The following is a 12,237-nucleotide window of genomic DNA, read 5'->3' on the forward strand; positions in this document are numbered from 1 at the left end:
TTCAGGATTGCGTCGGAGCTACGTCCGGGTGCCCGTCGGCTGTGCGCGAGGCCTCTGACCAGGGTGCGAGTGTTGTCGCCGCCACGAGCGTAACCCATCCGCGCAGAACCGCTCGGCGTTTCCCTGGGTGTCGGTCGCAAACGCGATGACTTGGGGCCCACAGCACCCGACGGTGTAGCCGGGTTTCTTCGTCTCGGGCGGGCGATGCCCGCAGCCGCCTACGGACGTCGTCGACGATGCCGACGGTGTCCCCGCGTCCACGGCACGCAAGATGGTGCGGTGCCACGTGGTTCGGCGTTCGCGGGCGAGCTGATCAGCCATGCCCACACGAAGAGGACCAGCGGCGACGGCGGCGGCTCGGGGGTCTCAACGAGGCCGGTGTTGCGCAGGGCAGCGACACCTGGCGGCGAGTCGGGGGCGGCAGGCGGATTCGACTGACCGGTCACCCTCACGATGCGGGGTTGGGGAGCGCCGAGATGGTGGTGACGCGGGCACCGGCCGGTTGGTTCTGCCGCAGCCGGTCGTTCTCCAGAGTGAGAACCTGGATGGCGCGGGCGAACGTCTCCGCGGTGGCCTTCCACTTGCGGCGTTGGTCGTTAGCGTCGCCGAGTCGGCGCCGAAGATCCTCGATGTCCGATTTCAGCTGTGCAGCATCGGTTTTGACGGGGTTGTGATGATGGTCGCGTAGCTGGTAGAAGAGGTCCTTCAACTCGGGGTGCTTGTGTGTCAGGTAGTGGCGTTTGAGCCCCGACTCGACGGCCACCGCGGTGATGGTGAGATCACCGGCCCGAGCCGTGGACGGCCGTCCCGACAGGACCCGCACCATGGCGGCCAGCAGCTGCGCCGTCACGTCGCCGGGGGGTGTGATCGCGGTCGGGTCGGGTTGGGTCATGAGGCGGGCTCCCCGAGTGCGGTGGGTTCGGTCGCGCGAAGCGTTACCTCGGCGGAGGTCGCGTCGTGGTGGGCGGCTGCCGCGGCAAATGTGTCGGCGCGGTGCAGCATCCGCTGCGCCAACGGCTCTGGGGTTGCCGGGCTCGCGGCTTCCCGCCGTAACCGCGTAACCTCCCGCTGCATGTCTGCGACCTGGCGGTCGGTACGGGCGATGTTCGCACAGTGCCCCGCGCAGTGATCGAGCCGCGGTTCGGTCGATCTGCTGGTGCGCTCATGGAGGCAGGCCGCTCGGTTCGGATCGAACAGGCAGGTCAGGAACTGCTTGGGGTTGTCGTATACGCGCAGTTGCGTATCGCGCTTGACGCGGTTGAGGTCTGCGGTGCTGAGGAACGTTCCGCTGAACCGGGGCGCGGCGTCCAGGACGGAGACCAACCGCTGCCCTGCCGCCCCTGAGATGCGCGCGCCGGACGCGACGTCGCCGCGAGTACGTTCGATCGTGTCGACAATGGCGGTGAGCTCCTCGCGTTCCATAAGGGCGGCGAAGCCGTCGTTCTTGAGGCCGGCGTACCCCTCGCCTTCGCGCACGGTGAGATGTCCGTATTGGACGGCCAGCGCGATCTTCCCCTGGGGCAGTCGGCGGATGTGCCAGGCCAACGTTCGACGGAAGCGCCGGAGCGTGACCGCGCCCGCCGGATCGGGTGGGATGGCGTAGGCCTGTGGGAGGTGGCGATCGTCGCGCAGCCGATTGGCGGTGTCGATCAGCGCGGTGATCCTCTTGGAGGCGTTCACCGGGTCGAGGATGATGTTGCTGTCGCGCATCATCGGGAACAGGGTGTCCTCGTCGGGGTAGACCCGTTCCAGGGTGGCGATCGCGGTGGCGACCGGCTTGATCGTCGCCCATGTGCGTTGCGCGCCTTCGGGATCGGTGCGTCCGTCGCGTCGTACCCGTTTGTGTTTGCGTCCGCTGACGGTGTACCGCACGGTGCCGTCGACACGTTCGACGCGGCAGCATCCGGGTTTGAGCGCCAGTGCTTCGTGTGGTCGCATTCCGGTTAGGTAGGTGATGATCACCAGGCAGGCCGCGGACAGGGATTTGTGCAATGTGGGTAGGTCGGCGTAGTCGATGTGGTCACACCACGGTCTGCCGTCGATGGTGGCGATGATCGGACTGTCGATCGGTTTGGCGGCGTCTAGGTCCAGTGCGAAGTCGCGCCCGGATGCCTTCAGGGCGTTGGAGATGTCGGAGGGATGGACGTCGCCGTGCATCGCGGCGAGGTATTGGACGTCCCAACAGGGCTGTCCGTGTTGTAGTCGGGCCGGCAGGGACGTGACGCCGTCGCGGAGCCAATCCTGTACTAGAGGAGAAGCTTTCGCGAACCCGGCACGGGTTTCGCATCGGGGTATCCGAGCAAGTCGGGTGTTCCACCGCGCGGTGGCTGCGGCGATGTCGTCGGCGAAGTCGAGGAATCGCTGCGCCCACAACAGCAGGGGTGCCATCGTCGCGGGATGGATGATCCGTGTGGTGTTCTCCCCGCGTCGCTCGCCCCGGCCCAGCAGGTCGGAGATCGGTTCGTCTTCCCAGGGCGGCATGGGTAGCGCGTCACCAGGTGGTAGGTGGGGTGCGTGCGCCCACAGCCGTGTGAGACCGCGTAACGTCCGCGCGGCCGTGCCCCGGCTGACGCACTTCTCGCCGAGATGCCGGACAAACAGTTCCAGGTCGTCGCGGGTCAGATCGCTCAGTCGCCCGATGCCCCGTTCGTCGACCCAGTGGGCGAACGTCAGCCAGTCGTACATCACGGTGGTGCGAATAGTGCTGGCGCTGAACCATTCCACGCCGCTTGAGCCGCTCTTGTCGAGGGTGACTTCCGGCGCCTCGGTGTTGATCAGCAGCCATGCGGCCCGTCGAAACGACTCCCGCAATTGCTCGGGAAAGCGCTCCCAGGTCAGCAGGCCCGGTTTGACGGCGGCCGGTGCTCCCAGGGGTGCCAGCGGCCAGCGCGAGTCGGCGAAATCCGCCACGGCGGCCTCGGATGTGTGGACCCGCTGCGCGATGATCGACGGGTCGCCCGGCGACGGCAGCCGATACGGGGTGGCGGCGAATTCGGGTTGTGCGGACGACGTCATGCCGACAGCTCACCGTCGAGAAGTCGACCGACCAGTTCGCGTTCCGCGTCGGTGGTGGCGGCCATGGCGTGGGCGCGTTCGGCGTCGGTGCTGTGGTGGTCGAGCACGTCGCAGAGACGCTGGTGATGAAGCTGCCACCGCTGTCGCCACTCCGTCTCGGACAACGCGCTGCGTAGTTCCTCAAGGGCGGCGTGCAGGACGACCAGTCGGCCCAGGTGTCGCGGCGTCGCCACGGCGTTGGCGCATCCCAGGCAGGCGAGGAACGAGTCGGTGCACAGCGCATCGGTGCCGGGATGGTGCTGGAAATCGGTGCAGGCCGCGATGACGGTGTCGGCGCTCCCCGAGCGAATGCGCTCGTCCACCGCGTTCTCGGCGACGATGCGCAGCTGCACGTAGTTCTCGGCGGTGCTCAGCGCGTTGGTCAGACCCGTCTCGATGACGGGGCGGGATTCGTCGCGGGTCGCGGAGTCGTTGAGGACATAGGCGTCGTCGTGGACGTCGCGGCTGTTCTGGGTGGGAGTGCGATCGAAGAGGACCTGGCGGGTGCGGCGCAGTCGTTGCAGCGAGATGGGACCACACGGCGCCCACGTCGAGAGCCGCCGGACGGTGCCGTTGGGGGTGCCAAACGCGAATCGGTCGTCGGCGGTGTATCCCTTGTGGCGGGCGTAGATGAGAAGACGGTCTGTTGGCTCGTCGATGGATGCCAGGACGTCGCGAGCCGGTTCGGTGGCGGCGATGACCCACTTGAGTGCTCGTCCGGTCTCGCCGCCCGGTTCGACGACCTCCGTGGTGGTGCTGTGGCGGTAGCGTCCACGTCGAGGCTTGTCGATCCTGATGGTGAACACGTCCACCCCGTCGGCGACGCCGGCGACGTTGTCGGGCACCGCGAGTTCATCGACGACGGACGGATTCCATCCCGCCTCGGCGGTGAGCAGGACCGCGCACGCCCAGGCCTCGTGCGGTGTCAGGAAGAGGTGATCCTGCGCGGCCCGCGCGGACACCCCCGTGGTCGACACGCCCCGAGGTCGCGGCAGGCCGGCTCCGACACCCGCATGCCGAGATCGGCGACCTGGGCGAGGGCATGGGCGATGCGCGTCTGGGGAGCAGTGAGTTCCTGTTCGGCGCGGTAGCTGGCGAGAAGCTCGTTATTGGCGCCGATTCTTCGTGCCGCGCGGTGCACGACTTGTCGCGCCGCTCGTCGGATCTGGCGGAACTCCTCGTGCGTGTAGGAGATCTGCAAGCGTGGTTCGGGTTTCCCGGTGCGTCGCGACAACGCCGCGGTCAGGGATGTCGACAGGTTCCCGGCGGCGCGGAGTACGTTGCGCACGTTGCGGATCCGGGCGGCACCGGCACTGGTGGTCGCTCCGCCGTTGTGCAGAATCCATCGGTTCCACACTCCGCCGTCGATGGCTGCCACCGTGTCCGGTCGCGGCTCTTCGCTTTCCAGCCAGCGGAGAAAGGATGCGATCGTGTCGTAGTGGGCCAGGGCGGTTTCCGCTGATCGCCATCGGCCGCGTGGACCGTTCAAGTAAGCCATGGCGGTGATGAGTTCCAGGCGCAGCTGGTGTGTGCCGGGTAGCTTGGCCAGGCTGACCAGTGCCTGTCGCGTGCCCGACTCGTTGGACGCCACGAACGACAGGTGTTCCGTGTCGACGGTGCTGGTGCTGTCGAAGTCGCTGGGTGGTAACAGTTCACCTCGTGTGAGCCGCCTAGCCATTGCCGGCCTGTGCGACGTCGAGCACGCGCGGGTCGAGTCCAGCCAGTCCGGAAAGGGCCCGTTGCAGATCGCCGCGGCCGATCAGCGAACGGAGCCGCACACCGTTCAACGGTGCGAGATAGCGCTCCCTGGTCGTGGTTTCGTGACGATGGCCTAGCAGGTCGCGTACGGTTTCCCAGGCCATCCGGTAGCGCTCTTCGTGGTATCCGGTGCTGCCCGTGCTGCCGTTCTGCACGTCGATGGCGCGATGCAGCGCAATGAGCATGTAGAGGGCGAACGAATGTCGCAGGCTGTGCGGGCTCAGACGCGGAGCCCGCGATCCCGGTTTCACGACGCCGCCGGGGCGAATCTCTTTGAACGCATCAAACACTCGATCATTGGCATCGCTCATGACGTCGGTCCACGCCGACACCGGCAGGGGCATGCCGGCTTCCGATAGCCACAACCACAAGGGCTCCGGCCCGTCGCCGGTGTCGAGGAGCAATCTCCGACGGTCGGCGATGTCGATGTCGTCGGGGCGCCGCCATCGGCCCGAATACTTCAGTTTCATGCCGTCGGCGGTCAGACGGGTGTCCGTGACCAGGATCCGGTCGGCGTTCTCGTAGCGCTTGTGGCGTTTCGCTCGGTCGACGGACACTCGTCTCGTCGTCGTCATGTAGCTGTTGACGATGGCCAACGCGTCGTTGAAGAGATACCAGGTGCGTGGGTGGCGGCCCTTGGCGATCGCGGCGGCTAGACGGGCCTCGTTCAGGCCGACGGCGTGTCGGTCGCAGGATGGGAGTTCGAGTGTCAAGAGTGAGGCACCTTCGGTGATCCGCAGCCCGGACGAGAACAGCATCTCCATCATCGCTTTGTTGCGCAGCGCATTTCGTCCCTTGAACGAGGTACCTCGTAGGTCGTCGAGTGTGTAGCCTTCGATACCGACTTTGCGCCAGAGGCGAAATGTTCGCGGCGTAACCCACTTGACCCGCTCGGCGACGACGTTGCGGGACCGCACCGGCACGCCGTTTCGGTGGCCCGATCCCGACCGGGCGGGACCGAGCGATTCACGCTCGACGGGATTGAACTCGATGTGCCCTCTGGTGCGGTGCGACGCCCATCGATAGAGCAGGGAGATGGCGGCCAGTTCGCGGTTGGCCTTCGACCCGCTGACGGAATGCTCGTTGAGGTCGCTCCGTGAGCGCCACAACCAGTACGTGTTGACGTCTTGAGGAGACGCCTCTGACCAGCTTTTCCCGCGAGTGTCTAGATATTCCAGCCACATTCGCAGATCGGCTGCATACGATTTCTTCGTCGACGAGCTCAGTCGTGCGAAGTGGGGAGACGCGAGGAACTCGCAAAGGCGTGGATCGCAACTGCCGTCCGAAGCTATCAATACCGGCGCATCCCGACCGATACCGAGTGCACGCTCTCTCTCGCCGAGGTCATCGAGCTCTGCCAGTACTGGGTGAAAGGCCGGGTCCGGGAGAGCGGACCCCGACCACGTCAGCAACCACTCCCTCGCATCAGCCTCGGGTCGTTGCACGGATCAAACACTATGGGTAGTGCGCAACAAAACAGCGCTACAACACGCCAAAATCCTGAGGAAACTCGCAACGACATCCTCAACCGCGATCTCGCCGACAAGACTTTCGTGTCGATCAAGCGGTGCCCCAACGCGGTCGCCACCGGCACGCTGCACGATCCCTACACCAACGTTGTCGTCGCGTTCGTCCGCGGCAACCAGACGGGCGCGGCGGTGCAGATCGATCACATCGTTCCACTGGCATTGGCATGGGATCTGGGCGCACGCGATTGGCCGGACGATCTTCGTCTCCGGTTCGCCAACGATCCGGCGAATCTGATCGCGGTCGCCGGGGAAGCCAATCAGGACAAGGGCGATCAGGAACCGGCGCATTGGATGCCGCCCAATCGTGCGTTCTGGTGTCAATACGCCGTGCAGTTCGTCGAGGTGTTACGCGGTTACCGCCTGCCGGTCGACGCGCCGTCGGCGGTCGTGCTGCGTGAAGCCGCCGGGACGTGCCCGACGAGCTGAATCGTCTGCTCGCCAGACTTCAGAGGTCGAGCAACCAGTTCTGGCCGTTGAGGTCGTGGCCGAAACTGTGGTGACGTTCCTCGTCGACAAGCCGGAAACCGAACGCCTCGTAGATCTTTCGAGCGGCGACCAGCACGTCGTTGGTCCACAGCGTCACGCGTTGATAGCCCGTGTCGCGCGCGAACTGCAGGCACTGTTCGACGAGCCGGGTGCCGAGTCCGAGGCCGCGAGCGTCCGGGGTCACCAACAGGATCCGCAGCTTCGCCACCTGGGGTTCATCGCCGGCGACGCAGAAGATGCAGCCCGCCCGCACGCCGTCGACTTCGGCAATCCAGCCTGCTTCGCGTGCGGGATCGTGGTTCGCGGCGAAGTCGGCGACGATCGCCGCCACCAATTTCTCGAAGTCGGTGTTCCAGCCGAACTGCCGGTTGTAGACCTCGCCGTGGGCCATCACGACCCACCCCAGATCGCCGGGGCGGTCGGCCCGGCGCACGAGAACCTGTCTCTGATCGACGGCCTGCGACATCGAAGAACCTCCAGAACACTGAAACACTCGTTTCAGTAGCGGTAGGCTACCAACGTGCCCACCGCCGCGACAAGCCCCTCGGCCCGGCAGACCGAACTGTTGGAAGCCGCCTACCGGTACGCCCTCACCCACGGCTTGGGCGACATGTCGTTACGTCCCTTGGCCGCGGCGATCGGATCGAGTCCACGCGTGCTGCTGTTCCTGTTCGGCAGCAAGGACGGGCTGGTGCGGGCCCTGCTCGCGCGGGCACGCAGCGACGAACTGGCGCTGCTCGACCAGTTGCGGGACACCGGTGACACCGAACCCATCGGGCTTGGCGCCGCCGTCGAGGAGACCTGGAAGTGGCTTGCCGCAGACGAACATCGGCCATTGCTGAAACTCTGGGCCGAGGCGTACGCGCGATCGCTCTCAGAACCGGATGGGCCATGGAGCGGCTTTGCCCGCGCCACGGTGGAGGACTGGCTCGATGTCCTCGCGAATTGCCAACCGACGCAAGACAAAACCAGTGCCGACGGGATCGCGCGTCGCACCCTGGCGCTCGCAGTCCTGCGCGGGGGACTGCTCGACCTGCTGGCCACCGGCGACCGGGACCGGGTCACGAGCGCCGTGCGCGCGCAAACGGCTCAGTTTCGCGTGTGACGAGCAGGCGAAAAGCACCCCAAACCTGTTGATCTAGGGTGCTTTGCGTCAGCTCGCGGTTTAGGTGCCGGTGTAGGTGGCCGGGTCCGGCCGGAACCGGGTGCCCTCGTCGAGGCCGTTGAGGGACGCCATCTCGTCCTCGGTCAGCTCGAAGTCGAACACGTTCAGGTTCGACGCGATGCGGTCCGGATTCGCCGATCGCGGGATCACGATGTTGCCCAGTTGCACACTCCAGCGAATGAGCACCTGCGCCGGGGTCTTGCCGTGCGCCTCGGCGACGGCCGTGACGGCGGGGTTGTCGAGCAGGCGGCCGACGCCGAGCGGCCCGTACGCCTCGGTGGCGATGTTGTGTTCGGCGTTGGCCGCGCGCAGCTCGGCCTGGTTGAGCAGCGGGTGCAACTCGATCTGGTTGACCGCGGGAGTGAAGAACGTCAGATGGACGATCGTCGAGAGGTCGTCGGCGCTGAAGTTGCTGACGCCGATCGAGCGGGCGACGCCGTCCTCCTTGGCCCGCATCAGGCCGCCCCAGCTGTCGACGTACTTGCTGGTGTCACCGCCGGGCCAGTGGATGAGGTACAGGTCGACGTAATCGAGGCCGAGACGTTCGAGGCTCGCGCGGGCCGCGTCCTGCGACGACTGGAAGCCCTGGTCGCTCGTGGCGAGCTTCGTGGTCACGAAGATCTCGTCCCGGGGGAGGCCCGACGCGGCGATCGCGCGCCCGACGCCTGCCTCGTTGCCGTAGGCGGCGGCCGTGTCGATCAGCCGGTAGCCGGCCTCCAGCGCGGCCGAGACCGAGCGCTCGGCCTCTGCGTCGGACAGTTCGCCGACACCGAGGCCGACGACCGGCATCGTGTTGTCGTCGTTGAGCGTGACGGTGGGAATTGCTGCCGCCTGCCCATGGGACGAGGTCATGTCACCTACCCTGTGAAATTGAAGGTTCGTGGATCGGGACCCAAACGTGTTCCGTTTTCCAGCGACGCGATGGACGTCATGTCCTCTTCGCTGAGATCGAAATCGAACACGTCGAAATTGCTCACAATCCGTTCTGGGTTCACCGACTTGGGGATGACGATATTACCCAGGTGTATATGCCACCGAATCAGCACCTGGGCGGGCGTTTTCCCGTGCCGATCGGCGATGCCCGTGATCACGGGGTCGGACAGCAACGATCCCTGCCCGAGCGGACTCCACGCCTCGGTCGCGATGCCCAATTTGGCGTGCACGTCCCGCAGTTCCTGCTGAGGCATTAGCGGGTGGAGTTCGATCTGGTTCACCGCGGGAACGATGCCCGTCGCGTCGATCAATATGTTCAGGTGTTCGGGCTCGAAGTTGCTGACGCCGATCGAACGAACACGTTGCTGGTCGTGTAGATGTGCGAATGCCTTGAACGTGTCGATGAAGGTGTTTTTCGCAGGCATCGGCCAATGGATGAGGTAAAGGTCGAGGTAGTCGACTCCGAGCCGCTCCAGGCTCGCGTCGAAGGCCGCGAGCGTGGAGTCGTACCCCTGGTCGCTGTTCCAGAGCTTGGTCACGAGGAAGATGTCCTCGCGCGGCACACCTGAGTTGGCGATCGCGCGGCCGGTTTCGGTCTCGTTCTGATACGCCGCCGCGGTGTCGATGTGTCGGTAGCCCGCCTGCAAGGCCGCGGTGACGGCGCGTTCGGTGTCTTCGGCAGGCGTCTGCCAAACTCCCAACCCGACCTGCGGTATCGAATTACCGTCGTTGAGCGTGACGCGAGGATTCACAGAGGAAGCTGCCATGACCAGAAGTCTGCCAGGCGAGGACGTCGCTGTCGGAAGTCCAGGTGAACGGACCGGAACCGTCCGAGACATGCTGCTGGGCCGCGCCACCAAGTTCACGCTCAACGCCATCCCGAACATCTCGGACCGGCGTAAACGCCTGCTGCTCGGCGGGCGCACCGTAACCATCGACGGCAACACGCTGGACACCACACTGCAGTTCATGCTGGCCGCCCAGCAGTCCGCCGGTTTGGCCGGCCTCGTGGCGGATTTCACCCCGGTTTCCGGGGTGGCCGTATCGCGAGCCCAGTTGCGCACGACCGCGGCCATGATGCCGGGCAGCATTCACGTGGACGTGAGCGACATGTCCATCCCTGGCCCCGCCGGGCCGATGGCGGCGCGGCGTTACATGCCGGTCGACGCCGGGAAAGTCACCGCACTCCTGCTCTTCTTCCACGGGGGCGGCTTCGTGATCGGCGACATGGACACCCACGACGGCTTGTGCCGGCTCATCTGCCGTGACGGCGGTATCCAGGTGGTTTCGGTCGACTACCGCCTCGCGCCGGAACACAAGGCTCCGGCGGCGGCGGAAGATGCCTATGCCGCCTACCAGTGGGCGCTCGACCATGCCGCCGGACTGGGCGCGACACACATCGTGGTGGGCGGCGACAGCGCCGGCGGCAATCTCGCCGCGGTCGTGTCCCAGTGGGCGCGTGACGACGAACTGCCGCTGCCGGCACTGCAGCTGCTGCTGTACCCGGTCACCGACTTCTCCAGCGAGACGCGTTCGCGGACGCTGTTCTCCGACGGCTATTTCCTGACCAAACGCGATATGGACTGGTTCAGGGACCACTATCTGGATGGCGCGGACGTCACGGCCGAGGATCCGGCGGTATCGCCCCTGTTGGCCGAGGACCTCTCCGGGCTTCCGCCCGCGCTTGTGATCACGGCCGGGTTCGATCCGCTGCGTGACGAAGGCAACCGTTACGCGCATGCCATGCGAGATGCCGGGGTGCTGGTTGACCTGCGAGAAGAGCGCTCGCTGATCCATGCCTTCGCCAACTTCTTCCCACTCGGCGGCGGCAGCGCAAAAGCGACCGCGGCCATGATCTCGGCGCTGCGGGCTCATCTGAGCCACGCCTGAGGTGGCGGTCGTCGTCGCCGGTACGCTTGATCCGTGGCCAAACCGAAGAAGACCGCCAAGTACGACCTCAAGGCAGCCGACCGCAAGCGCAACCTGTGGGTGCAAATCGGGCTGACCTCGGTCGTCGTGCTGTTCGCCGTCGCACTGGTGCTCTACATCGTGATGACCGGTGAAAAGCGGCCCGACGCGAATGCGGGCAAAGCCGTCCGGGTGGCGTCGAGCAACGTGATCACAAACGAAGGCTCGAGCGATCCGAAGGCCGTGATCGGCCTCTACGAGGACTTCCTGTGCCCCGCGTGCGGCAACTTCGAGCGTCAGTTCGGTCCGACCATTCGCAAGCTCATCGACACCGGCGCGGTGGCCGCCGACTACTACATGGTCGGCATCCTCGACCGCGCCGGCAACGGCTACTCGTCGCGGGCCGGTGGTGCGGCCTACTGCGTCGCCGACGAGTCGAACGACGCATTCCGTCGCTTCCATGAGGCGCTCTACACCAAAGAGCTTCAGCCACAGGAGAACAGCGGCATCTACCCGGACAACGCCCGGCTGATCGAACTCGCCCGGCAGGCCGGCGCCGCCGGCGGCGTGGCCGACTGCATCAACAACGGGCGCTACGTCGAGATGGTCCAGGGCATGGCCGGCGCGACGGGCATCAACGCCACCCCGACCATCCGGATCAACGGTGAGGACTACGAGCCGTCCACGCCGCAGGCCCTGGTGGACAAGATCAAGGAGATCGTCGGCGACGTGCCGGGTCTCGAAGCCGTGGCACCGGCACCGCAATGACCGTCACCGCACGGCCGGCAGCTGACTCCGAGCACACTCCCGACGACCGCCCGTCGGGGGTGCCGGTCGCGCGGGCCAGCGCGGTGTGGGTGCTGATCGCCGGCGTGATCGGCCTGGCGGCATCGTTGACGCTCACGGTCGAGAAGATCGAAATCCTGATCAACCCGGCGTACGTGCCGTCCTGCAGCATCAATCCGGTGCTGTCGTGCGGTTCGGTGATGGTCACCCCGCAGGCGTCGGCGTTCGGGTTCCCCAACCCGCTCATCGGCATCGTCGCGTTCACGCTCGTCACGGTGACGGGCGTGCTGGCGGTCGCCGGCATGCGGCTGCCACGCTGGTACTGGGGCGGGCTGGCCGCAGGGACGCTGCTGGGTGCCGCGTTCGTGCACTGGCTGATCTTCCAGAGCCTCTATCGCATCGGTGCGCTGTGCCCGTATTGCATGGGTGTCTGGGCGGTGACGATCCCGCTGCTCGTCGTGGTGAGCTCGATCGCGCTGCGTCCCCTGGCAGGCAACGCGGTCGCGCGGGGCATCTACCAGTGGCGATGGTCGCTCGTGGCGCTGTGGTTCACGGGCCTGATACTGCTGATCCTGGTCCGGTTCTGGGATTACTGGTCAACACTGTTGTAACACTGCG

Annotated in this window: 12 protein-coding genes and 1 pseudogene; 5 read left to right on the forward strand and 8 right to left on the reverse strand. The window is 66.1% G+C overall.

Annotation, left to right across the window (positions count from 1 at the left end):
- Window positions 1-448: 448 nt before the first annotated feature.
- From AWC31_RS17130 to AWC31_RS17150, 5 genes are read right to left on the reverse strand one after another with little or no spacing between them, the layout of a single operon-like run.
- Window positions 449-892 carry a hypothetical protein gene (locus tag AWC31_RS17130; protein WP_085145289.1) on the reverse strand — a complete coding sequence of 148 codons (444 nt, stop codon included), beginning with the start codon at window positions 890-892 and terminating at the stop codon, window positions 449-451.
- A complete protein-coding gene (locus AWC31_RS17135; protein WP_085145290.1) occupies window positions 889-3,015 on the reverse strand; it encodes a site-specific integrase in 2,127 nt (708 codons plus the stop codon). Before AWC31_RS17135 ends, AWC31_RS17130 begins: the two co-directional genes overlap by 4 nt.
- Complete coding sequence (locus tag AWC31_RS17140; protein ID WP_133060179.1) at window positions 3,012-4,031, reverse strand: hypothetical protein; 1,020 nt, start codon at window positions 4,029-4,031, stop codon at window positions 3,012-3,014. The genes AWC31_RS17135 and AWC31_RS17140 overlap by 4 nt, the downstream gene beginning before the upstream one ends.
- Window positions 3,980-4,732, reverse strand: a complete 753-nt coding sequence (locus tag AWC31_RS17145) for a hypothetical protein (RefSeq protein ID WP_085145292.1) — start codon at window positions 4,730-4,732, stop codon at window positions 3,980-3,982. The genes AWC31_RS17140 and AWC31_RS17145 overlap by 52 nt, the downstream gene beginning before the upstream one ends.
- Window positions 4,725-6,257 carry a tyrosine-type recombinase/integrase gene (locus AWC31_RS17150; RefSeq protein WP_165765978.1) on the reverse strand — a complete coding sequence of 511 codons (1,533 nt, stop codon included), beginning with the start codon at window positions 6,255-6,257 and terminating at the stop codon, window positions 4,725-4,727. Before AWC31_RS17150 ends, AWC31_RS17145 begins: the two co-directional genes overlap by 8 nt.
- On the opposite strand from AWC31_RS17150, the pseudogene AWC31_RS17155 reads away from it, so the two are divergent.
- Window positions 6,213-6,767, forward strand: a pseudogene (locus AWC31_RS17155) (HNH endonuclease family protein); the annotation flags it as partial. The gene AWC31_RS17150 and the pseudogene AWC31_RS17155 overlap by 45 nt on opposite strands.
- 19 nt (window positions 6,768-6,786) lie before the next feature.
- Here the strand turns inward: AWC31_RS17155 and AWC31_RS17160 are convergent.
- On the reverse strand, window positions 6,787-7,293 hold the full coding sequence (locus AWC31_RS17160) for a GNAT family N-acetyltransferase (protein ID WP_085145294.1): 507 nt from the start codon (window positions 7,291-7,293) through the stop codon (window positions 6,787-6,789).
- Window positions 7,294-7,347: 54 nt separating this feature from the next.
- Between AWC31_RS17160 and AWC31_RS17165 the strand changes: the two genes are divergently transcribed.
- Window positions 7,348-7,932: a TetR/AcrR family transcriptional regulator gene (locus AWC31_RS17165; protein ID WP_085145295.1), complete on the forward strand. Its 585-nt coding sequence runs from the start codon at window positions 7,348-7,350 to the stop codon at window positions 7,930-7,932.
- 60 nt (window positions 7,933-7,992) lie between these two features.
- On the opposite strand, the gene AWC31_RS17170 is transcribed toward AWC31_RS17165, so the two are convergent.
- Together AWC31_RS17170 and AWC31_RS17175 are read right to left on the reverse strand one after the other, a co-directional pair.
- The gene (locus tag AWC31_RS17170) at window positions 7,993-8,844 is read right to left on the reverse strand and encodes an aldo/keto reductase (RefSeq protein WP_085145296.1); all 852 of its coding nucleotides are present in this window, start codon (window positions 8,842-8,844) and stop codon (window positions 7,993-7,995) included.
- Window positions 8,845-8,849: 5 nt separating this feature from the next.
- Entirely contained in the window at window positions 8,850-9,677 is an 828-nt protein-coding gene (locus AWC31_RS17175) for an aldo/keto reductase (RefSeq protein WP_085145297.1), read from the reverse strand.
- A gap of 13 nt (window positions 9,678-9,690) precedes the next feature.
- Here AWC31_RS17175 and AWC31_RS17180 point away from each other — a divergent pair, with 13 nt between their 5' ends.
- Genes AWC31_RS17180 through AWC31_RS17190 form a run of 3 tightly spaced genes read left to right on the forward strand, consistent with a single transcriptional unit; the run spans window position 9,691 to window position 12,230 of the window.
- Window positions 9,691-10,815 carry an alpha/beta hydrolase gene (locus tag AWC31_RS17180; RefSeq protein WP_207626370.1) on the forward strand — a complete coding sequence of 375 codons (1,125 nt, stop codon included), beginning with the start codon at window positions 9,691-9,693 and terminating at the stop codon, window positions 10,813-10,815.
- A gap of 33 nt (window positions 10,816-10,848) precedes the next feature.
- Window positions 10,849-11,601 carry a thioredoxin domain-containing protein gene (locus tag AWC31_RS17185; protein ID WP_085145299.1) on the forward strand — a complete coding sequence of 251 codons (753 nt, stop codon included), beginning with the start codon at window positions 10,849-10,851 and terminating at the stop codon, window positions 11,599-11,601.
- Window positions 11,598-12,230 carry a vitamin K epoxide reductase family protein gene (locus AWC31_RS17190; RefSeq protein ID WP_085145300.1) on the forward strand — a complete coding sequence of 211 codons (633 nt, stop codon included), beginning with the start codon at window positions 11,598-11,600 and terminating at the stop codon, window positions 12,228-12,230. The genes AWC31_RS17185 and AWC31_RS17190 overlap by 4 nt, the downstream gene beginning before the upstream one ends.
- Window positions 12,231-12,237 lie beyond the last annotated feature (7 nt).

Origin of the sequence: Mycolicibacterium wolinskyi, assembly GCF_002101965.1 — a bacterium.
Taxonomy (GTDB): Bacteria; Actinomycetota; Actinomycetes; order Mycobacteriales; family Mycobacteriaceae; genus Mycobacterium; species Mycobacterium wolinskyi.

What these genes read in the sequence shown, in the direction of transcription:
- AWC31_RS17130 (WP_085145289.1), bottom strand. Translation starts at nt 892, where the DNA reads ATGACCCAACCCGACCCGACCGCGATCACACCCCCCGGCGACGTGACG.
- AWC31_RS17135 (WP_085145290.1), bottom strand. Translation starts at nt 3,015, where the DNA reads ATGACGTCGTCCGCACAACCCGAATTCGCCGCCACCCCGTATCGGCTG.
- AWC31_RS17145 (WP_085145292.1), bottom strand. Translation starts at nt 4,732, where the DNA reads ATGGCTAGGCGGCTCACACGAGGTGAACTGTTACCACCCAGCGACTTC.
- AWC31_RS17160 (WP_085145294.1), bottom strand. Translation starts at nt 7,293, where the DNA reads ATGTCGCAGGCCGTCGATCAGAGACAGGTTCTCGTGCGCCGGGCCGAC.
- AWC31_RS17170 (WP_085145296.1), bottom strand. Translation starts at nt 8,844, where the DNA reads ATGACCTCGTCCCATGGGCAGGCGGCAGCAATTCCCACCGTCACGCTC.
- AWC31_RS17180 (WP_207626370.1), top strand. Translation starts at nt 9,691, where the DNA reads ATGACCAGAAGTCTGCCAGGCGAGGACGTCGCTGTCGGAAGTCCAGGT.
- AWC31_RS17190 (WP_085145300.1), top strand. Translation starts at nt 11,598, where the DNA reads ATGACCGTCACCGCACGGCCGGCAGCTGACTCCGAGCACACTCCCGAC.